This window comes from Bacillus rugosus, from assembly GCF_023238245.1.
Classification (GTDB): domain Bacteria; phylum Bacillota; class Bacilli; order Bacillales; family Bacillaceae; genus Bacillus; species Bacillus rugosus.
Genome location: NZ_CP096590.1, coordinates 482,532 through 503,172 on the forward strand (window position 1 = coordinate 482,532; position 20,641 = coordinate 503,172).

General features: G+C 45.9%; 19 protein-coding genes and 1 riboswitch. Of the genes, 13 read left to right on the top strand and 6 right to left on the bottom strand.

What is annotated here, in order from left to right:
• Nucleotide 1 precedes the first annotated feature (1 nt).
• From M0696_RS02450 to M0696_RS02475, 6 genes are all read left to right on the top strand, one after another.
• Nucleotides 2-1,711 carry a DUF2334 domain-containing protein gene (locus tag M0696_RS02450; RefSeq protein WP_248602748.1) on the top strand — a complete coding sequence of 570 codons (1,710 nt, stop codon included), beginning with the start codon at nt 2-4 and terminating at the stop codon, nt 1,709-1,711.
• On the top strand, nt 1,704-2,966 hold the full coding sequence (locus tag M0696_RS02455; protein ID WP_003240289.1) for a glycosyltransferase family 2 protein: 1,263 nt from the start codon (nt 1,704-1,706) through the stop codon (nt 2,964-2,966). Before M0696_RS02450 ends, M0696_RS02455 begins: the two co-directional genes overlap by 8 nt.
• Before the next feature lie 5 nt (nt 2,967-2,971).
• Nucleotides 2,972-5,083, top strand: coding sequence for a cellulose biosynthesis cyclic di-GMP-binding regulatory protein BcsB (locus M0696_RS02460; protein ID WP_222143570.1), 2,112 nt, complete (start codon nt 2,972-2,974; stop codon nt 5,081-5,083).
• 135 nt (nt 5,084-5,218) lie between these two features.
• Nucleotides 5,219-5,362: riboswitch (cyclic di-AMP (ydaO/yuaA leader) on the top strand.
• Between the two features lie 191 nt (nt 5,363-5,553).
• Nucleotides 5,554-7,377 carry a potassium transporter KimA gene (gene kimA / locus M0696_RS02465; RefSeq protein ID WP_248602453.1) on the top strand — a complete coding sequence of 608 codons (1,824 nt, stop codon included), beginning with the start codon at nt 5,554-5,556 and terminating at the stop codon, nt 7,375-7,377.
• Between the two features lie 57 nt (nt 7,378-7,434).
• Nucleotides 7,435-7,884, top strand: a complete 450-nt coding sequence (locus M0696_RS02470; RefSeq protein WP_166854251.1) for an NUDIX hydrolase — start codon at nt 7,435-7,437, stop codon at nt 7,882-7,884.
• Between the two features lie 66 nt (nt 7,885-7,950).
• Nucleotides 7,951-9,675 (top strand): pyruvate oxidase, encoded by a 1,725-nt coding sequence (locus M0696_RS02475; RefSeq protein WP_248602454.1) that lies wholly within the window; start codon nt 7,951-7,953, stop codon nt 9,673-9,675.
• Nucleotides 9,676-9,875: 200 nt separating this feature from the next.
• On the opposite strand, the gene M0696_RS02480 is transcribed toward M0696_RS02475, so the two are convergent.
• The 4 genes from M0696_RS02480 to M0696_RS02495 form a co-directional block, all read right to left on the bottom strand.
• Nucleotides 9,876-10,142, bottom strand: coding sequence for a hypothetical protein (locus M0696_RS02480; RefSeq protein WP_248602749.1), 267 nt, complete (start codon nt 10,140-10,142; stop codon nt 9,876-9,878).
• Between the two features lie 104 nt (nt 10,143-10,246).
• Complete coding sequence (locus M0696_RS02485) at nt 10,247-11,524, bottom strand: Nramp family divalent metal transporter (protein ID WP_166854249.1); 1,278 nt, start codon at nt 11,522-11,524, stop codon at nt 10,247-10,249.
• A 228-nt stretch (nt 11,525-11,752) separates the two neighbouring features.
• A complete protein-coding gene (locus M0696_RS02490) occupies nt 11,753-12,010 on the bottom strand; it encodes a GlsB/YeaQ/YmgE family stress response membrane protein (RefSeq protein ID WP_003225121.1) in 258 nt (85 codons plus the stop codon).
• A gap of 77 nt (nt 12,011-12,087) precedes the next feature.
• A complete protein-coding gene (locus M0696_RS02495) occupies nt 12,088-12,540 on the bottom strand; it encodes a DUF2188 domain-containing protein (RefSeq protein ID WP_222143574.1) in 453 nt (150 codons plus the stop codon).
• A 118-nt stretch (nt 12,541-12,658) separates the two neighbouring features.
• On the opposite strand from M0696_RS02495, the gene M0696_RS02500 reads away from it, so the two are divergent.
• The 4 genes from M0696_RS02500 (at nt 12,659) to M0696_RS02515 (ending at nt 14,803) form a co-directional block, all read left to right on the top strand.
• Nucleotides 12,659-13,477: an EcsC family protein gene (locus M0696_RS02500; protein WP_222143575.1), complete on the top strand. Its 819-nt coding sequence runs from the start codon at nt 12,659-12,661 to the stop codon at nt 13,475-13,477.
• A 127-nt stretch (nt 13,478-13,604) separates the two neighbouring features.
• Entirely contained in the window at nt 13,605-13,976 is a 372-nt protein-coding gene (gsiB, locus tag M0696_RS02505; protein ID WP_014112711.1) for a glucose starvation-inducible protein GsiB, read from the top strand.
• A 132-nt stretch (nt 13,977-14,108) separates the two neighbouring features.
• Nucleotides 14,109-14,450: a cupin domain-containing protein gene (locus M0696_RS02510; protein WP_166854246.1), complete on the top strand. Its 342-nt coding sequence runs from the start codon at nt 14,109-14,111 to the stop codon at nt 14,448-14,450.
• Nucleotides 14,444-14,803 carry a YdbC family protein gene (locus M0696_RS02515; RefSeq protein ID WP_166854245.1) on the top strand — a complete coding sequence of 120 codons (360 nt, stop codon included), beginning with the start codon at nt 14,444-14,446 and terminating at the stop codon, nt 14,801-14,803. Before M0696_RS02510 ends, M0696_RS02515 begins: the two co-directional genes overlap by 7 nt.
• A gap of 36 nt (nt 14,804-14,839) precedes the next feature.
• Here M0696_RS02515 and M0696_RS02520 read toward each other — a convergent pair whose 3' ends face one another.
• Both M0696_RS02520 and dctB read right to left on the bottom strand, forming a co-directional pair.
• On the bottom strand, nt 14,840-15,661 hold the full coding sequence (locus M0696_RS02520) for a manganese catalase (RefSeq protein WP_166854244.1): 822 nt from the start codon (nt 15,659-15,661) through the stop codon (nt 14,840-14,842).
• Between the two features lie 86 nt (nt 15,662-15,747).
• Nucleotides 15,748-16,800: a C4-dicarboxylate TRAP transporter substrate-binding protein DctB gene (dctB, locus tag M0696_RS02525; protein WP_166854243.1), complete on the bottom strand. Its 1,053-nt coding sequence runs from the start codon at nt 16,798-16,800 to the stop codon at nt 15,748-15,750.
• 69 nt (nt 16,801-16,869) lie between these two features.
• On the opposite strand from dctB, the gene dctS reads away from it, so the two are divergent.
• From dctS to dctP, 3 genes are all read left to right on the top strand, one after another.
• Nucleotides 16,870-18,477, top strand: coding sequence for a two-component system sensor histidine kinase DctS (gene dctS / locus M0696_RS02530; RefSeq protein ID WP_166854242.1), 1,608 nt, complete (start codon nt 16,870-16,872; stop codon nt 18,475-18,477).
• Nucleotides 18,467-19,147 (top strand): two-component system response regulator DctR, encoded by a 681-nt coding sequence (gene dctR / locus M0696_RS02535; RefSeq protein ID WP_166854241.1) that lies wholly within the window; start codon nt 18,467-18,469, stop codon nt 19,145-19,147. The genes dctS and dctR overlap by 11 nt, the downstream gene beginning before the upstream one ends.
• A gap of 119 nt (nt 19,148-19,266) precedes the next feature.
• The gene (gene dctP, locus M0696_RS02540) at nt 19,267-20,532 is read left to right on the top strand and encodes a C4-dicarboxylate transporter DctP (protein WP_222143576.1); all 1,266 of its coding nucleotides are present in this window, start codon (nt 19,267-19,269) and stop codon (nt 20,530-20,532) included.
• Nucleotides 20,533-20,641 lie beyond the last annotated feature (109 nt).

Sequence of the window (20,641 nt, forward strand, 5' to 3'; positions counted from 1 at the left end):
GCTGCTCTGCGTCACGATGCTTCTGCTTTCAGCTATTGCGTCTTTTCCCGTTTCCGCACAAGCGAAAGAGTATGATGCCGGCATTCTCATCATCTATTCAACCTTGGACGGCAAAGAGTCGTCTCAAGTCAAAATGCTCGATTTGCTTGCGGGCCACTTTACATCCCATGTGACTGTCAAAAAAGATTCAGACGTCGAAGGGTCGGATTTTAAAGGCAAAGACCATGTGATTTATTACGGCCAAACGAAAAGAAAGCTCAGCAAAAAACTGGTGTCTCTTATCAGCAGCGTAAAAAAACCTGTTGTCGCTATAGGCTATAACGCAGGACAAATCAGCCAATTTTCCGGGCTTTCATTAGCCCGCAAAGAAAATGTGTATCAGGTCCACAGCAGGTCGGAAAAGACCGATGTATCTCTGGAGAGCGGGCTTAACGTCCTGAGCGTATCAGGCTTGAAAGGAAAGGCGCTTTATACCTTCAAAGCTGATGACGGCAAAACGCATTCTTTTATATGGAAAACAAAAAAAGCGAATGTGTACATTGGATTAACGAATTTGTTAAATGACAATTTGATCGTGGCGAAACAGCTCAGGGAAGCCTTCGGGGAGAAGGCGGGGACGTCGTTATTGTATTTGCGTCTCGAGGATATCAGCCCGATGTCTGATGAAAAATTGCTGCTTCAAGCCGGTGCATATCTGCATAAGAGGCATGTTCCTTTTATTCTGGCGGTGATTCCGGTTTATTTGAATCCGGAAACAGGCGACAAAGTGTATATGTCTGATAAACCGAAGATGGTCAAAGTGCTGAAAAAGCTGCAAAGCATGGGCGGCAGTATCATTGTTCACGGCTATACACACGCCTATCGCTACAGTGAAACAGGCGAGGGCTTTGAATTTTGGGATGCAAAGGCTGATCAGCCGATTACATCCGGAAATGCCGAAGACAACCCGTCTATTTTGGAAAAAGAACAAGACTTTCCGAATGAACAAGCCTATAACAGCTATCTAAAACCATTTCGTGAAAAGGAAGAAACATATACAAAGCAAAAACTGACGCGTGCCATCGAGGATTTGACATCATTGGGTCTCTACCCGCTGGCGTTTGAAGCGCCGCATTACACGATGTCCGAATACGGCTATCAAATTGCCTCGCAATATTTTACAAGCATATTCGGCCAGATCCAGCTCAGCGGCACAACGTGGAAAACATCCGGTGCATCTCCGTTTGTGAGTGCTCCTTCGATGCTGCACGGCATGACGCTGTATCCTGAAACGATCGGCTTTGTTGATACATCAAAGCAAAATCCGCTCGGCGATATGGAGGAGCACATCTCCCAGATGATTGATTTTGAAGGCGGAGTAGCCGGAGGATTTTATCATCCATATCTCGGGATGAAATATCTGCCGGAGCTGGTTGATCAGATGGAACGCATTCCGGACAGTGAATGGCTTGATTTAAAGAAAACGAAACAAACCGTCAAAACAGACAAAGTGGAAATCCATACAAGCGGTGACGGAACGATTCAGGTGAAAAACGGCGTCAGCGCCATTGACGAGTTTTTCGATCATCATCGGCAAACCCCTCTGGAAAAGGCGTTATGGATTCTCTCCGCAATCGTGCTCTTATTTGTCGTGATGTTTGTCAGTTATACGTTTTACTTGAGAGCCACATTGAAAAAACGAATTTTTAAGGAGAGAAGAAGCCTTGGGTAATACGCTGTTCTTTATCTCGCTAAGTTTAATATGGGTCATGCTTCTCTACCACATGTTTCTTATGCAGGGCGGGTTCCGCCACTATATGACCTTCGAACGGAACATCCCGAAGTGGAGAGAAAACATGAAGGAGCTGCCAAAGGTCAGTGTCCTCATCCCGGCGCATAACGAAGAGGTTGTGATTCGGCAGACGCTGAAGGCGATGGTCAACCTTTATTATCCGAAGGACCGGCTGGAAATTATCGTCGTTAATGACAATTCATCAGACCGGACGGGTGACATCGTCAATGAATTTTCCGAGAAATACGATTTCATCAAAATGGTGATCACCAAGCCGCCAAACGCAGGAAAAGGCAAATCCTCTGCACTTAACTCTGGTTTTGCTGAATCAAACGGCGATGTGATCTGTGTATATGACGCCGACAACACGCCTGAGAAAATGGCCGTGTATTACCTTGTGCTCGGCCTGATGAATGATGAAAAGGCAGGCGCCGTGGTTGGGAAATTCCGCGTCATCAATGCGGCAAAAACGCTCTTGACTAAGTTTATTAATATCGAAACGATCTGTTTCCAATGGATGGCCCAGGGAGGCAGATGGAAGTGGTTCAAAATCGCCACCATCCCAGGCACCAACTTCGCGATCCGCAGAAGCATTATTGAAAAGCTCGGAGGCTGGGATGACAAAGCGCTCGCCGAGGATACTGAGCTGACCATCCGGGTGTATAACCTCGGCTATCACATCCGCTTTTTCCCTGCCGCCATCACTTGGGAGCAGGAGCCGGAAACGTGGAAGGTGTGGTGGCGCCAGCGCACCAGATGGGCGCGCGGCAATCAATATGTTGTGCTGAAATTTTTGGCGCAGTTTTTCAAGCTCAAACGAAAACGGATTATCTTTGATTTGTTTTATTTTTTCTTTACGTACTTCTTGTTTTTCTTTGGCGTGATCATGTCAAATACGATATTTGTAGTCAATCTGTTTTATGATTTGCATTTGTCGGTCGGCTTTTTGGCTATGATTCTCTGGATTTTGGCGTTCTTTTTATTTATGACAGAGGTCATGATTACGTTGAGCATTGAAAAAACAGAAATGAACAGGCAAAACTTTTTTATCGTATTTCTCATGTACTTTACATACTCGCAGGCATGGATTGTGCTGGTCATCTATTCTTTATTCGTAGAAATCAAGCACCGTTTATTCAAGCAGGAGGTCAAATGGTACAAAACAGAACGATACAATCAACATAAAAGCGGGTGACCTTTTTGAAACCAATAATGATTTTTCTCACTAGCCTCATGCTGCTTGTGATGACTGGACAAGCGGCTTTTGCCAAAGAGGTGGAGGTCAGCGGTTCGCTTCTCGGAAAAAGCAGCCAAGAACAATCCAAACAGCAGGTGCTGACAAGCGACCTGATTACACTGTACGGATCAAAAGACAGCGCAGAGCTGACGTATCAAATCCCGGCAGGTGCTTCTACCGGCAATCAGCAATTGGTGATTGAATACGAGGCATCAAATCTTTTAATTTCTCCATCATCATTAACGGCTGTCATAGACGATGAACCGGTCAAAACGTTAAAGCTTGATGGTGATTCCAAACGGAAAACAGTGAAGCTGAACCTGAATAAAAGCCAGTCTGCCCAAGGCTATCACAACGTATCGCTGAAATTTTACGGCGTGATGAAAGAGGGCGTCTGCGTCAGGCAGGATACGTCCGGCAACTGGATCAAAATTTATCCGGACAGCCGTCTGACACTGGCGGACAGCAGTGAAGCGAAGGGTACCTCGCTGGACCATTATCCATATCCTTTCGCCCAGTCGGGAAATACAGCGGAAGAAACAGCCATCGTCATTCCCGATGACCCAAGTTCGGCGGAAATTGAAGCTGCAGTGAAAACAGAAGGCTATTTGAAAACGGTGGATAGCAGTGTCAGCATCTCGTATGTCACGGAATCTGAACTGAAGAAAATCGACAAGCCGACAATTTTCATCGGAGTGGACAAGCATTGGAACGGCAAGGTGAAAAAGTTGCTGAAACAAGCCGGCTTACAAGCAAAAGGGGAAAAACTTCTGCTAGCGGAGCGGGTGTTAAAAGCAGAGGCTAAGCAGCAGCCGGTTCTGTTTGCACAAGCGGCATCTGATGACGTGCTCACTGAAAAAATCAGTGTCATCACGGATCAGACTTACACAGGCCAGCTCAGCGGCGATACACTCTCAATCAGCAAGCTAAAGCAGGCTGAAAAAAAAGAAAGCAATAAGCTGACCCTCGAGAATTTTGGAGCGGGTGATATCACAATTGGAGCTGACAAAACATCTTCCGCACATTACTTTTATCCAGCTTCGGCGGTTTTAGACCAAAACCAATCTGCAAAGCTGTCGCTAAAGTTGAAGAAGTCCGAAACGATTCAAGCCTCAACGGCTGAGAATGGATCGGTTTCTCAGGCGGCAGAACTGAAGGTCATGATCAACGGCCAGCCGCACTCGGTCCGTCTTGATGATTTAGGAAAAGAAGATAAAAACGGATTCTATCATGTCATGCTAAAAGTGGACCCTAAGCTGCTGCAAAAAAACCGCTACATTGATATTCAGTTTGTCACAACTGGATTAAAGGAAAACAATCCTTGCAACACGACTGATGAAGAAAAGTGGGTCTTTATCGATAAAAGCAGTACATTGTCTTACGCCATCAAAGACATGTCTCCGTCAGCGGATTTCCAAGAGTGGCCGCTTCCTTACGCCGGAAATCAGGAAAAAGCAACGTTAATCGTGCTTCCTGACACCGTAAGCCAATCGAAGCTTGAGGAGCTTTCTCTTGTAACGGAGTCCTTTGGCAGCGAAGCGCAGCATTCATACAAGGTCAAGAAATCATCTAACGTAACAGCAAATGATGCCAAAGGTCGGAACCTCATTTTCATAGGGAGTATCAGTCAATTTTCTCTTCTGAAGGAGAAATCATCAGATCTGCTTGTGCCGCAAGTGAAGAACGGCTCGTTTGATGTATCAGGTTTTGAGATGCTGAATGAGACAACAAAACAAGTGGCATTTACTCAGCCATCTCTTTGGGATTCACGCTACACAATGGCTGTCTTTGCGCCTTTAAAAGGAAATGGCACGGCTGTCACGAAAGAGATCATCAGTTATCTGAACAGTACCGATGACTCGGCAACCGTTGTTAACGAAACCAACAGCCAGCAGGTGTTTACAAACCACCAGCAGCTCAAATCTGAAACAAACAGTTCCAGTACAGAACAACCATCACAGGATAATAGCCAGAAATGGCTGTATATTGGTGTGCTGGCACTTATTATGGTGATTGCGGCAGTGTTCATTTGGGTTGCTGTAAGACGAAGAAAAAGAAAGACAGATACAGAATAAAACAGAGGCAATCACGCCTCTGTTTTTTATTTTTTTGGTACATAAATTCCATTTGTGGAACCTGTCATTTTATTTTTTTCGCCCGGCCAATAAGCCTCTTTACAACGTGCAGGAACGGGAGTATGATCTCTTTTAGAAAACAAATCGCTTAATCTGAAATCAGAGCGGGGGACCCACTAGAACGGCTTTTTGCCGTTGGGGTGAATCCTTTTTAGGTAGGGCTAACTCTCATATGCCCGAATCCGTCAGCTAACCTCGTAAGCGTTCGTGAGAGGAGATGAATGAAACCTGTGTTCGATGTAATGGTACAGGGGCATCCGTTTGCCTCTGTGTTTTTTGCTGTTCATTTTTAGAATGGAAATCTCGTACAGAGATACCATAGCAGAAAGGACTATTACAGAATGTGAGAGCAGATGCTGATGTTTTATTGTTTTAATTGAAAAATGAGAAATTAAAAGGGGAAGACATCGATGTATCATTCAATCAAACGTTTTTTGATTGGGAAACCACTAAAATCTCAAGCAGCTGGAGAGCAAAAACTGACAAAATTAAAAGCCTTGGCGATGCTTTCCTCAGATGCGCTGTCATCTGTCGCATACGGCACAGAGCAAATTTTAATCATTCTGGCGACAATCAGTGCTGCCGCATTTTGGTACTCCATTCCGATTGCGATTGGCGTTCTCATATTGCTGCTGGCACTGATTCTTTCATACAGGCAAATTATTTACGCTTACCCGCAGGGCGGCGGGGCGTATGTTGTTTCGAAAGAAAACCTCGGTGAAAAGCCGGGATTGATCGCAGGCGGTTCCTTGCTTGTCGATTATATTTTAACAGTAGCGGTAAGTATATCTGCAGGAACGGACGCCATCACGTCGGCCGTTCCTGTATTGCATGATTATCATGTGCCGATTGCTGTTTTACTGGTTTTAGTCATTATGATTTTGAACCTGCGCGGGCTTTCGGAATCGGCATCGATTCTTGCCTATCCGGTTTATCTGTTTGTGGCGGCGCTTTTGGTTTTGATAGCAGTCGGGTTGTTTAAACTCATGACAGGACAAATAGATCAGCCAGTCCATCATACTCCGCTCGGCACACCGGTAGCGGGCATTACGCTGTTTTTGCTGCTCAAGGCTTTTTCTTCGGGCTGCTCGGCTTTGACCGGAGTTGAGGCTATTTCTAACGCGATTCCTGCTTTCAAAAACCCGCCTGCGCGTAACGCAGCAAGAACTCTTGCAATGATGGGCATTTTGCTGGCGATTCTATTTTCCGGTATCACCGTGCTCGCCTACGGCTATGGAACGGCGCCGAAGCCCGATGAAACGGTGGTTTCACAAATTGCGTCTGAAACCTTCGGGCGGAATGTGTTCTACTATGTCATTCAAGGTGTCACATCACTTATTTTGGTCCTTGCGGCGAATACGGGATTTTCAGCCTTCCCGCAGCTTGCCTTCAACCTGGCGAGAGACCAGTACATGCCGCGTATGTTTACAGTCAGAGGCGACCGCTTAGGCTTCTCAAATGGGATTATCTTTTTAGGCGTTGCTTCGATTATGCTCATCCTGTTATTCGGAGGACAGACAGAGCACTTGATCCCGTTATATGCTGTAGGCGTATTTATTCCATTTACGCTTTCGCAAACCGGCATGTGCATCAAATGGATCAAGCAAAAACCAAAAGGGTGGATCGGAAAAATGCTGATCAACTCCTGTGGCGCTTTGATATCGTTTATGGTTCTGTCCATCCTGTTTGTGACGAAGTTTATTGTCGTATGGCCTGTGTTAATCTTTATGCCTATCGTCGTTTTATTGTTTTTTGCGATTAAAAATCACTACACAGCTGTCGGTGAACAGCTTCGCATCGTAGACAAAGAGCCAGAAGAAATCAAAGGCACGGTCGTGATTGTGCCAGTAGCCGGTGTCACCACAGTCGTGCAAAAATCGATTCAATATGCAAAATCACTGTCCGATCAGGTCATCGCCGTTCACGTGTCATTTGACAGAGAACAGGAAAACAAAGTTGAAAAACGCTGGGAAGAGCTCAATAACGGGGTGCGTCTCGTTACGCTTCATTCTTCATATAGAAGCCTGGTCCATCCGTTTGATAAGTTTTTGGAAACTGTAGAAGCAAAAGCGAAGAAGGAGCAGTTTTCAGTCATGGTGCTGTTTCCGCAATTTATAACGAAAAAACGCTGGCACACCATCCTTCACAACCAATCAGCCTTCCTCCTCAGAGTCCGGCTGTTCTGGAAAAAGGACATAATGGTTGCCACGCTGCCGTATCATTTTAAAAAGTAAAGCATCTAGGACCAAGGGAATCACCTTGGTCTTTTTTTGCGGGAATAGGAGAAAGCAATGTATACACAAGGTGCATTTGTGATCCTACTGAACGAAAATCAGCACATTTTGCTGGTTAAACGAAACGATGTCCCTTTATGGGATCTGCCGGGCGGCAGGGTTGATCCCGGGGAAACGGCTGAGGAAGCGGCAATTCGGGAGGTATTGGAAGAAACGGGATTCAGCGCAGCGCTTTCTGCAAAAATAGGTGTCTACCAAAGGCCAAAGTTTCAGGATGAACAGCATGTATTTGCCGGGCACATAACAGGCGGACAAGCCATAGCGAACGGGGGGGAGACAGCGGAATTGAAGTGGTTTTCTCCGCAGCGTCTGCCGCTTTTTATGGTGCCGAACCGAAAAAGACAAATCAAAGATTTCAGGAATGGCGCTCTAGATGCAACCATCACCCTCAAGGACAGAGGCATGCTTGCGGCGATCGACCTGTTGAAACGAAGACTGGGCAAGTGATTAAGGTCTCCGGGTTTTAAAGCTATTCTCCGGTGGTATTGAAAAAAGGAAAAAGGAGGATACGGCATGGCACATAAAACTGCAGGACAAGCAATGACAGAACTGCTTGAACAATGGGGAGTTGATCATGTTTACGGCATCCCCGGAGACAGTATAAATGAGTTTATCGAAGAATTAAGACACGAAAGAAATCAATTGAAATTCATTCAAACCCGCCATGAAGAGGTGGCGGCGCTGGCGGCCGCGGCTGAGGCAAAACTCACCGGCAAGATCGGCGTCTGCCTGTCAATCGCAGGACCGGGTGCGGTGCACTTATTAAACGGTTTATATGATGCAAAAGCGGACGGCGCTCCTGTGCTGGCAATTGCAGGACAAGTTTCATCAGGCGAAGTCGGACGGGATTATTTTCAGGAGATCAAGCTTGAGCAAATGTTTGAAGACGTAGCTGTGTTCAACAGAGAGGTACATAGTGCGGAATCACTGCCGGATCTCTTGAATCAGGCGATCCGCACCGCCTACAGCAAAAAAGGCGTTGCGGTATTGAGCGTGTCTGATGATTTGTTTGCGGAGAAAATCAAACGGGAGCCCGTACACACCTCACCAGTGTATATTGAAGGGAATCTTGAACCGAAAAAAGAACAGCTTGTCACTTGCGCGCAATATATAAATAACGCTAAGAAGCCGATTATCTTGGCGGGGCAGGGAATGAAAAAGGCGAAACGGGAGCTCCTGGAGTTTGCGGACAAAGCTGCAGCCCCGATCGTTGTCACACTCCCGGCAAAAGGCGTGGTCCCCGATAAGCATCCGCATTTTCTCGGCAACCTCGGGCAGATCGGCACAAAGCCGGCCTACGAGGCAATGGAGGAATGCGATTTACTAATCATGCTCGGGACCTCATTTCCATATCGCGATTATTTGCCTGATGACACACCGGCCATCCAGCTCGACTCAGATCCGGCAAAAATCGGAAAACGCTATCCGGTGACAGCGGGCCTTGTCTGCGATTCAGCTCTCGGCCTGCGCGAATTGACGGAGTATATTGAACGGAAGGAAGATAGAAGATTCCTGGATGCCTGCACGGAACATATGCAGCATTGGTGGAACGAAATCGAAAAAGATGAGACTGAGGCGGAAACACCGCTCAAGCCCCAGCAGGTCGTGGCACGTCTTCAGGAAGCGGCAGCCGATGATGCGGTGCTCTCTGTAGATGTCGGCACTGTGACAGTCTGGATGGCGCGGCATTTCAAAATGAACGCGAACCAGGATTTCATCGTTTCCAGCTGGCTTGCGACAATGGGCTGCGGTCTGCCGGGAGCGATCGCGTCAAGCTTGGCCGAACCGGAGCGCCAGGCGATCGCCGTTTGCGGTGACGGGGGCTTTTCCATGGTTATGCAGGATCTCCCGACCGCCGTCAAATACAAGCTTCCGATAACCGTCGTCATTTTAAACAACGAAAATCTCGGCATGATCGAGTACGAGCAGCAGGTCAAAGGCAATATCGACTATGTCACACACCTTCAAAATGTCGACTATGCCGCATTTGCAGAAAGCTGCGGAGCAAAGGGCATCAAGGTGACCAGAGCGGAAGAGCTTGCACCTGCTTTCCATGAGGCGTTACACGCTGACCAGCCGGTCGTTGTGGACGTCATGATCGGAAACGAACCGCCGCTGCCTGGCAAAATCACCTACGGACAGGCAAAAGGCTTCAGCAAATACATGCTGAAAAATTTCTTTGAAAACCAAAAAATCGAAATGCCGTCATTAAAGAAAAGTTTAAAACGGTTATTTTAAAAAAACAGGGGCCTTTTGAGGCCCCTGTTTTTTTATGTGTTGGATTAAATTAGTGGTGTACTTATTAGGATTCGCCATGCTCAAAACGCACAAAAGGACAAATGCATCTTCTTTCAAAGCAAAAAGATCAGCGCATTTGTCCTTGTATGTTTCATATGTTTATTCTTATCAAATCTTACAGAGTTCATGTCTTTATAAATTTATTTCTCTTTTTTCTTAAGCCCGAAAAAGAAAGGAAAAGCAGAACCGACCAGGAAGGTGCCGAATAAAAACATTCCGCCGATAAACACGTGGAAATTCGTGTGTCCGGTCGTAAAAGCGGTGACCAAGGAAATGATACTGAGCACGATCATGGCAATCCCAGGCGCGACTCTCATTTTCCCCTTGGATTTATAGGCAATAACAGAACATAAAATGCCGATTACAATAGGAACAATCCACAAATAAAACAGAATAAATATTGACATCATCAAAACTCCGATTTTTTCTTCTATCATAACAAATTTCTGTCAAAAAGGGTATCTAATGAGCTTTTGTGCAAAAATAAAAAACCGGCTGCTAAGCCGGTTTTTTAACGAAACGTATCAACAATTAAAAATACATTCAAAGCAACGATCAATACAGCAATCAGCCAAGAAACCACTGTGACCCATTTGGCGTTGATCAGTGACCCCATAATCCGTTTATTGCTTGTAAACATAATAAGCGGGATTAAGGCAAAGGCGATGCCGAAGGACAGCACGACCTGGCTCAGCACGAGAGCGGTAGTCGGATTGACGCCTGACGCGATGATTAAGATCGGCGGAATGATCGTAATAAACCGCCGTACATACAGCGGGATCCGGTAGTTGATAAATCCCTGCATGATCACGTCGCCTGAAAGTGTGCCGACAGACGAACTGGATAGACCGGCAACAAGCAGGCCGATCCCGAATAAAGCCGCTGACACAGGGCTGACAAGATGTCCGAATTGCTGAAATGCGACATCGAGATCCTCGACAAACAGGCCGTTTTTGAAGAATAATGCAGCAGCCACAATCAGCATACTTGCATTAATAGCCCCTGCAATCAGCATCGCTATTAAAATATCAATAAATTCAAATCTGAAGATTTTTTTCCGTTCAGCATCAGTTTTGCCTACCACCCGCCGCTGTGTAAGGGCAGAGTGTAAATAAATGGCGTGCGGCATAACGGTTGCGCCGAGAATACCTGCTGCAAGAAGCACACTGTCCGTGCCTTGAAACGCCGGGACAAAAAGGCCCTTCATCACTGACGCGGCATCAGGCTTTGCGAAAAAGGTCTGCAGCGCAAAGGCGATCACCACCACAAACAGCATACCGGCAATGCCGGCTTCAAGTGAGCGATAACCGCGGCGCTGAAGCTCCAATATCGCGAAAGAACCGATCGCCGCTATAATAGATGCTTCAAGCATCGGAATGCCAAACAGCAAATACAGTCCCAGAGCCGCCCCGATAAATTCCGCCAGATCAGTTGCGATAATGACCAGCTCGCCCTGAATCCATAATCCGATGGAGACAGGCTTTGGGAATTCTTCGCGGGCAACCTCAGGCAGATTTTTGCCTGTTGCAATACCGAGTTTGGCTGATAGTGATTGGATTAAAAGTGCCATGATATTAGAAAATAAAATCACCCATAGCAACATATATCCGTATTTAGATCCCGCCGATATATTCGTTGCGAAGTTGCCGGGATCAATATAGGCGATGGCTGCTATAAATGCAGGGCCCAGAAAAGGGAGCAGCCCTCTGAATCCTCTAATTTTCCCGTCAAGCGCATCTTGGACTGCTTTGGAACGGGGAGATTGTGCTGTGATGTCCTTGTTCATCATGTCTCACCTGAATTCTGTTTGTTTTTGCCGAACAACAAAGAGTTTCCTTAAGGCAAATTATTTTATCTACATCATATGACCATCCCGGTTTCTTGTCAACTGGAAATGTTCAAAGTACATTCCTGAATTTTTCCCTGTTATGTAACATGATATGTAGGAATTCGGTTAAGGTCCCATATAAAAAGACATCGTTTCAGTTCGAAACGATGCCTCCTGTATGAAATGAGACTAGGCTTCCTTACGTAGCCCGCGGAATACGAGGCTCAGTAAGAAGACGAAGATGGCGGCCCCGATGATGGCTGGGAAAATAGCAAAGCCAGCGAGGCTCGGTCCCCAAGTGCCAAGGAGTCCGTGTCCAATCCAAGCGCCGATCAGCCCGGCAATCATAGAACCGAAAATTCCTCCCGGCATCCGGTTTCCTACGATGGCGCTTCCGATTAATCCGATTACGATAGCAACAACTAATGAAACCAAAAAGCTAATCATCATACTCACCTCTCATAAATAATTTATAAATCAATAACCGCTCATGCCAAACCCGAAACCCCGAAAAGCATATCGCTTTATGATCCTGCTTTCATTTTTCTCTGCACGCTGCCGTCGGCCAAGTGAACAATCACCTCAGTGCCTTTATGCGCTGCAATTTCCTTTGCACGTTCAATCGCATCCTTCTTTGTATCTTTGATCTCAGAGACACGTTTGGCACCCTCGGCTTTGACCGCCCAGCCGTTTTTATGCTTGATGACATGCTCTGCTTTATCCATGAGCTCAGTGCCGTTGCCGCTGCTTGAATCCTCATCGCGATCTGTCTCATCATCATGCTTGAGGAAATCATCAATTTCCTTTTTAGAGGCGTTTTCCGCCCATTCCTTTGCTTTGCTTGTCGCAATCGGAATCGCGCGTCCGTCCTCATAGCCCTCATCAATCATCGCATTCGCAATCTCAATTGCTTTTTTCTTCACCGGCTTCTCAAGATTTTTTAATGAAGCGGGATAATCCTTCATCGACCAAGGCATGTTCATCACTCCTTTTCCTTTTATAAAAAAGGTACCCGCAGGTGAAAAATAAAAACGTTTCCGTGAAAATGAAGGTATACTATATAGGAGAAAAAGACGGAAGGGAAGTGCGAGTTGGGTGACAGCAGGACGAAAAGAAGACTTACATCAGCAATTAAAAGAAATAGAGAAATGGGAAAAAGAACAGCAAAAAGTCTGGTTTTGGGAAAAGCTCAGCCGTCTCCCGTTTCAGCTGCTGGACAAGCTGACACCGGAATTCATTCAGAAAAAGATCGGCAAGCTTTTGGATGAGATCGGCAGCTTTGTTCAAACAGGAGGACAGTATCTGACATCGGAAAAACAGATTATTAAGATGTTTCAAAAGAAACTGCCGGAAGATACCTTCGAATCACTGGAAGACGTTCAAAAAGCGCCTCTGCCTGTCATGGATGAAATTGCGGAAGGAATGGGCAAAAACAGAATCAACACGGCAACCGTACAAGGCGCGACAACGGGTGTGGGCGGTGTGTTCACGCTGGCGGCTGACATTCCGGCTGTGCTTGGCCTGTCGTTAAAAACGTTACAGGATATCGCGGTTGCGTATGGCTATGATCCAAAGGAGAAAAAAGAGCGTGTCTTCATCGTAAAATGTTTGCAGCTGACATCGGCTGATGTTGTCGGCAAAAAAACGATTTTGCAAGAATTAAAAGACTATGATCAAGTTCGTACATATAAGAATGTCGCTTCTCAAATCCAAGGCTGGCGTGAAGTCGTTTTAGGCTATCGCGACACGTTTGGCTGGAAAAAGCTTTTTCAACTGGTGCCGGTCGCGGGAATGGTCTTTGGCGCGGCAGCCAATCGCTCAACCATAAACGATATTACCGAAACGGGTATGATGCTGTATAAAAAGCGGCGCATTCTTGAGCGGCTGAAAGAAACAGAACAAGAGATGGAATAGAAGAAAGCAGACGGACTCCGCGTTCCGCCTGCTTTTTTAGTGGAAACACACCCAATGTGTTTAGTTTGTTTAAAAGAATTGATAGCGGGAATACAACAACCAACACCAATTAAAGGAGGAATTCAAAATGGCAGACGATAACAAAATGAGCAGAGAAGAAGCAGGTAGAAAAGGCGGAGAAACAACAAGCAAAAACCATGATAAAGAATTCTATCAAGAGATTGGAAAAAAAGGCGGAGAAGCCACTAGCGAAAACCATGACAAAGAATTCTATCAAGAAATCGGTGAAAAAGGCGGAGAAGCCACTAGCCAAAATCATGACAAAGAGTTCTATCAAGAAATCGGCGAAAAAGGCGGAGAAGCCACTAGCGAAAATCATGACAAAGAATTCTATCAAGAAATCGGCCGTAAAGGCGGAGAGGCAACAAGCAAAAATCATGATAAAGAATTCTACCAAGAAATTGGCTCAAAAGGCGGAAATGCCCGCAACAACGACTAATCAAAAGCATAAAGGCAGACAACCTGTAGATAAAAAGCGATCCGGCACACCAGCTGGATCGCTTTTTATTTTGAAAATTTCTCAATCTACACTGGTATTGCGATACAATAAGTCAAAAAGGGGTTTTTGCTAATGTCCGAGATGCAAAATTTGCTCGCCATCGCCAATGCAGTCAAAGAAAAACACGCTAATTTTTCAATCTCAGAGGTCAACGACCACTGTGTGCGCCTCGCAGTGTTTACAGGAGAATATGACTGGCACCATCATCCTGACTCAGATGAATTGTTCATTGTTCTTGAAGGTGAGCTGCTGATCGATTTTAAGGACAAAGAAACCGCGGTACTCAAAGCAAATGACAGCCTGCTGATTCCCAAAGGAACGGTTCACCGCACACGCTCTTACGTCAGAACGGTGAACCTCTGTGTCGAGCATACACAAGCGAAAACAGTCATCATAGAGGAATTGCCATGCTGATCAAAAGGATTGTATGTGAAGTAGACGCTGCGAACGCTGAAGCATTTTCAAAAGCGCAGTCACAGTGGGGAGCACTATCACATGTAAATGGCTTCATCAAACAGGCCGGCGGCTGGCGGAAAACAGCAGATGGGCTGTTTTCCGCAGAAATCATCAGCGTTTGGGAGAACAGAGAAGTGTATGAGGCTTTTATGGAGAACGTACATGACAGCATATACGAAGAAAACGAACAGAAGGCTGTGCTTCTTTCGATAAAAGTGACGCTGTATGAAGAGGATGAATCGTTCATTTACGATCTGTTACATAACTCTGATATCCGATGCGAACCAGACTGGACCGTGCTGAAGGCATAATTAAAGCCCAAAACATCATGTTTTGGGCTTGTGTCTTTACTCGCGTCCCGGAAGCGTATCATGAACAAAAGGCGGTGCTGGTTTTAACTCCGGTTTTTCTCCAAACGCTTTAGCTTCTTTCACATATTCAAAGGCCTCTCCATCCGGCGCTTTTTCGTTCAGCCAGGTTTGTTCGGCGCTTTCTTCGCCTTCAGAGAAATTGATCAGCTGATGCGAGAACTCTTGTTTTTCGAGTGCTTTTGGGAATGTCCCAGGCACAATCGGGCCTTCCTGTGCTTCTAGTTCTTTAATGGCTGCGAGCCATTGATTTTGGTGCATCGTGTCACGCGCCAGCAGGAAGCTGAGCATGTCTTTAACGCCTTTGTCATCCGTCATTTCAAACAGGCGTGCAACCTGCAGACGGCCTTGTGATTCTGCATTCAGATTGGCGCGGAAGTCTGCCAGCAGGTTTCCGCTTGCTACGATATAACCGCCGCTCCAAGGTACGCCTGTACTGCTTTCCGGCATGGCGCCAAGTCCTGATACAATCGCATGGTGAGGGTTCATGCCGCCGAGGATGGAGCCGATGACCGGATCTTCAGCGGCTTTTTCCTGCTGATCAAGCGGGGCATCCTCAAGAAGTCTGGCGATCATTGTGGCGATCATTTCAACATGCCCGAGTTCCTCAGTAGCTGTATCCATCAGTAAATCCTTGTATTTTTCATTTCCTCTTGTATTCCAGCCTTGAAATAAGTATTGCATAGCAACAGAAATTTCTCCGAATTGCCCGCCTAAAATTTCTTGCATTTTTTTAGCGAATAATGGATCTGGACGATCTGGTTTAGCAGGATGCTGCAGCATTTTCGTGTGCTTAAACATGTTCCCATCTCCTTTTTTCGTTTATCTCTTTTTATATTTCCTCTCAATTGAAAGATAAACGAAAAGAAGCGTATCGAGATGGGGGATTACGAATCCTCCCGCAGCTCTAAAAGCTCCTGGATCAGCTTTCGGCCGAAGATGGGCTCGTACTGCTGATAAACAGGATCAAGGCGCTTCATCCATTCTTTTTTCTCTTTATCTGACAGCTTGTAAATTTTAATAGATGAATTTTTTTTGATTTCTTCCAGCTGCTCCTTGTTCATTTCTTCAGCATACGTTTCATTCCACTCCGTCGTTTCCTGCATCGCTTCAGTCAAAATGCGTCTTGTTTCCGGCGTTTGCGCGTTCCAGAAATGCTCATCAGTCATGACAGCATAGCCGAGATAACCGTGGCTGCTTATTGTCAAATAGTCCTGAACATTATAAAATTTTTTAGAATAGATGTTTGAGATTGTATTTTCTTCGCCATCGACTATATTGTTTTCTAACAGCTGAAAGGTAGAATTGAAGGATTCCTGGTGAGGTGTAGCGCCAAGCAGCTTGAACTGATCCTCTATCACATCGCTTTGCATAATGCGGAGATCTTGTCCTTTTAAGTCATCCGGGCCTTTGACCGGTCCTTGATTTGTCGTGATTTGCTTAAAGCCGTTTGTCCAATAGGCAAGGCCTTTTAATTGATTTTTCTTTAGAGAATCAAACAGCTGTGTACCGATGCTGCCGTTCAGCCCTTTTTTGACGGCATCGTAATTTGTAAATGCATACGGCAGATCCAGCACGCCCCATTCAGGCGAGAGCATGCCGAGCTTCGATGTGGAGGGGGCGATAAATTGAACATCGCCGTTTTGCAATGCTTCAATTTCTTCGATGTCCGAATACAGGCTTCCATTCGGGAACACTTCAATTTTCATTTTCCCGCCTGATTTTTCGTTCACCAGCTCCGCGAACTTATTGGCGGCCAGCCCTTTCGGCGTATTTTCCGCAACCACATGGCTGAATTTAAACACAATTTGATCCTGTAAGCCTTCCTGGTCGTCATCGTAAACAATCTCTTCACTGCCGGCATGATCATGGAATCCGATAAATAAAGCGGTTGCAATTCCGGCGATCATCAGTGCGAGACATGCAAGCAAACTCTTCATGAAAAGCCCTCCCCTTAGTTAAGGATAATGGGGGCAATGCCATTCGTAAAGACCTGAAAGGAGAAGCTGATGACCAAAAAGAAGCTCTCAATCCGTTGGAAAATCACAATCCTATCCTATATACTCGTCATTTTCTCCTTTTTGATCGGCGGCATTGTGCTCATTGGCAATATCCAGCATACAGAGGAGCGGGAGCTGAAAAAACGTTTAATGAATACGGCCCGAACGGTGTCGGAGATGACAGAAGTGAAAGAGGCCTTGGCGCGAAAAAAACAAACAGAAGCTGTTCGCCATGCGGTTGAAGAGATCAGGATGATTAATGAAGCAGACTATATTGTCGTCATGGATATGAATCACATCCGCTACACACATCCTGTCAGCACAAGCATCGGCAAGAAATCTGAAGGTGCTGACGAAGAGGCAGCGTTTGCGGAGCACATTTATTTCTCGGAAGCAAAGGGCGAGATCGGCACGGCGGTCCGCGCTTTTTATCCGGTAAAGGATCATGATCTAAACCAGATCGGCGTAGTGCTAGTCGGGAAAACGCTGCCGGGAATCGCTGACATCCTGCTTCATTTAAAGCGTGATATCACATTTATCGTTGTGCTGACACTCAGTTTCGGCCTTGCAGGTTCCTTTCTTCTGGCCCGCCATATCAAAAAACAAATGTTTCAGCTTGAGCCTCATGAGATTGTCCGAATGTATGAAGAACGGACAGCGACGTTTCACTCAATGAATGAAGGCGTAATTGCCATCGACAATCGGCTTACCATTACAATTTTCAATGAAAAAGCGAAACAGATTTTTGAAGTGCAGGGGGATCTGGTCGGAAAGGTGATCTGGGAGGTTCTCAAGGATTCGCGGCTGCCCGAAATCGTGGAGCGGAACAAAGCGGTCTATAATGAAGAAATTCGCGTTAGCGGAAAAGTCATCATGAGCAGCAGAATTCCGATTGTCATGAAGAAAAAAGTCATCGGCGCCGTCGCGATTTTTCAGGACAGAACGGAAGCGGCTAAGATGGCGGAGGAATTGACGGGCGTCAAAAACTTCGTGGAGGCGCTCCGCGTCCAAAACCATGAGCATATGAATAAGCTGCATACAATCGCCGGACTCATCCAGCTGGGGAAATCTGAAAAGGCCTTGCAGCTTGCATTCGAGGCATCAACTGAGCAGGAAAATGTGACTGAATTTCTGCACCGCTCGATTCAAAATGACGCCGCGGCTGGCCTTCTATTAAGTAAAATCAGAAGAGGAAGAGAGCTCGGCATTGCTGTTCATATTGATGAAAACAGCAGTCTTCAGCAATTTCCCGAGCATGTTGATCAACATGATATCGTCGTGCTCCTCGGCAACCTGATTGAAAATGCCTTCGGTTCATTTGAAACGGTTCAATCTGATGATAAACGAATTGACATCAGCATCGAACAAACGGATGATATTCTTGCTATTTTAATAGAAGATAACGGCTGCGGGATTGAACCGGCACATATGCCGCACCTTTACGAGAAAGGATTTACGGTCAATAAAACAGGCGGCACAGGCTACGGCCTGTATTTAGTGAAACAAATCACAGACAAAGGATCGGGCACGATAGAAGTTGATTCACACGCGGGACAGGGAACATCTTTTTCTATCGTTTTTCCAATGAAGGGGGAGGAAGCACAGCATGGCTCGTAAGGAATGGAAGGTTCTGCTCATTGAAGACGATCCGATGGTTCAAGAGGTAAACAAGGATTTCATCACAACTGTCAAAGGCTTTACGGTCTGTGCAACAGCGGGAAACGGAGAAGAAGGCATCAAACTGATTAAAGAAAAACAGCCCGACCTCGTCATTCTCGATGTATACATGCCGAAAAAAGACGGAATCAAAACCTTGCAGGAGATCAGAAAGCAAAAGCTTGAAGTGGATGTCATCGTCGTTTCCGCTGCAAAAGACAAAGAAACGATCTCTCTTATGCTGCAAAATGGAGCGGCTGACTATATCTTAAAACCGTTTAAGCTTGAGCGAATGAGACAGGCACTTGAAAAGTACAAGCAATATAAACAAAAAATAGAGGCGAGCGATACACTGTCCCAGGAACAGCTCGATGCGATCCTGAATATTCCGCAGCAGGCCGTACAGAATCTGCCGAAAGGGCTGAATCATTTCACGATGAATGAAGTCACTGCTTTTTTGAAACAGCAAACCGCATCTCTTTCTGCAGAAGAGGTCGCCAAGGCGCTCGGCATCGCCAGAGTGACAGCCAGACGATATCTTGATTATCTAGAAAAAACCGGAACGATTAAGCTGGACGTTCAATACGGCGGAGTCGGCCGGCCCGTCAACCGCTACGTGTTCAAAGGATAAACCTGAGACCAAAAAGACCAAAATGTCCGTTATGATCATAAACTTCCCCAGACGATATGAAAACGCTATCATTCTAGTAAGAAAGACACAAAGGTGAATAGGACAGGGGGATGCAGGATATGAAACTGTTTAAAAATTTAACAGTTCAGGTCATAACTGCGGTCATCATCGGGGTCATTGTCGGACTGGTCTGGCCAGATGTCGGCAAAGAAATGAAACCGCTTGGCGATACATTTATCAATGCTGTTAAAATGGTGATCGCTCCAATCATTTTCTTCACAATCGTTCTCGGGATTGCAAAAATGGGCGATATGAAGAAGGTTGGAAAAGTAGGGGGAAAAGCGTTTATTTATTTTGAGGTTGTCACTACCCTCGCACTCATTATTGGTTTATTTGTCGTCAATATCATGAAGCCGGGCGCGGGTCTTGATTACAGCAAGCTTGAAAAGGGAGATGTATCACAATACACGCAAAATGGCGGTCAGGGAATCGACTGGATTGACTTTATCACACACATTGTTCCGTCCAACATGGTTGATGCCTTCGCAAAAGGGGACATTTTGCAGGTCTTATTCTTTTCTATTCTTTTCGGAGTCGGTCTTGCAGCATTAGGTGAAAAAGGCAAAAGTGTCATTGATTTCTTCGACAAGCTTTCTCACGTCTTTTTCAAAATCATCGGCTACATCATGCGTGCCGCGCCAATCGGGGCATTCGGGGCGATGGCGTATACGATCGGGCACTTCGGTCTCGATTCCATCAAGCCTCTGGCAAGCTTAATGATGTCTGTTTATATTACGATGTTCCTGTTCGTATTTGTTGCTTTAAATATCATCTGCAAGCTTTACGGATTCAGCCTGTTGAACTACCTGCGCTTCATTAAAGATGAGCTTCTGATCGTGCTTGGCACAAGCTCTTCAGAATCGGTGCTTCCGCGAATGATGGATAAAATGGAGCGTTACGGCTGTTCGAAATCCGTTGTCGGGCTTGTCATTCCGACGGGCTATTCGTTTAACCTTGACGGCACATCCATTTATTTATCAATGGCGACGGTTTTTCTGGCACAGGTGTTTGGAGTAGACCTCAGCATCGGCCAGCAAATTACAATTATCCTCGTTCTGATGCTGACATCGAAGGGAGCGGCCGGTGTGACGGGAAGCGGATTTATCGTCCTTGCCTCAACACTGTCAGCGCTTCAGGTCATTCCGCTGGAGGGCCTTGCACTCCTGCTTGGAGTCGACCGTTTCATGAGTGAAGGAAGAGCGATTGTGAACCTGATCGGAAACGGAATCGCCACGATCATTGTTGCAAAAAGCGAAAATGAATTCGATGAAGCAAAAAGCATAGAGGCTGTTGAAGGCATGAAAAAAATGAAAACAGCAGTCTGAAAAAAAGAACGGCCCATCCATGGGGGCCGTTTTTTTAATTGTTTAAGAATAATTAAGGTGAGGACAGAGACCTCAGCATTTTTTTGTTATATAATTTACAAATGGATAC

Bases quoted from the DNA above. Each gene is read 5' to 3' on its own strand.
- M0696_RS02490 (WP_003225121.1), bottom strand. From the start codon at position 12,010: ATGATTAGCTTTTTGGTTTCATTAGTTGTTGCTATCGTAATCGGATTA.
- M0696_RS02520 (WP_166854244.1), bottom strand. From the start codon at position 15,661: ATGTTTAAGCACACGAAAATGCTGCAGCATCCTGCTAAACCAGATCGT.
- kimA (WP_248602453.1), top strand. From the start codon at position 5,554: ATGTATCATTCAATCAAACGTTTTTTGATTGGGAAACCACTAAAATCT.
- dctS (WP_166854242.1), top strand. From the start codon at position 16,870: ATGACCAAAAAGAAGCTCTCAATCCGTTGGAAAATCACAATCCTATCC.
- dctR (WP_166854241.1), top strand. From the start codon at position 18,467: ATGGCTCGTAAGGAATGGAAGGTTCTGCTCATTGAAGACGATCCGATG.
- gsiB (WP_014112711.1), top strand. From the start codon at position 13,605: ATGGCAGACGATAACAAAATGAGCAGAGAAGAAGCAGGTAGAAAAGGC.
- M0696_RS02470 (WP_166854251.1), top strand. From the start codon at position 7,435: ATGTATACACAAGGTGCATTTGTGATCCTACTGAACGAAAATCAGCAC.
- M0696_RS02475 (WP_248602454.1), top strand. From the start codon at position 7,951: ATGGCACATAAAACTGCAGGACAAGCAATGACAGAACTGCTTGAACAA.
- M0696_RS02485 (WP_166854249.1), bottom strand. From the start codon at position 11,524: ATGATGAACAAGGACATCACAGCACAATCTCCCCGTTCCAAAGCAGTC.
- M0696_RS02515 (WP_166854245.1), top strand. From the start codon at position 14,444: ATGCTGATCAAAAGGATTGTATGTGAAGTAGACGCTGCGAACGCTGAA.
- M0696_RS02510 (WP_166854246.1), top strand. From the start codon at position 14,109: ATGTCCGAGATGCAAAATTTGCTCGCCATCGCCAATGCAGTCAAAGAA.
- dctB (WP_166854243.1), bottom strand. From the start codon at position 16,800: ATGAAGAGTTTGCTTGCATGTCTCGCACTGATGATCGCCGGAATTGCA.
- M0696_RS02480 (WP_248602749.1), bottom strand. From the start codon at position 10,142: ATGTCAATATTTATTCTGTTTTATTTGTGGATTGTTCCTATTGTAATC.
- M0696_RS02495 (WP_222143574.1), bottom strand. From the start codon at position 12,540: ATGCCTTGGTCGATGAAGGATTATCCCGCTTCATTAAAAAATCTTGAG.
- dctP (WP_222143576.1), top strand. From the start codon at position 19,267: ATGAAACTGTTTAAAAATTTAACAGTTCAGGTCATAACTGCGGTCATC.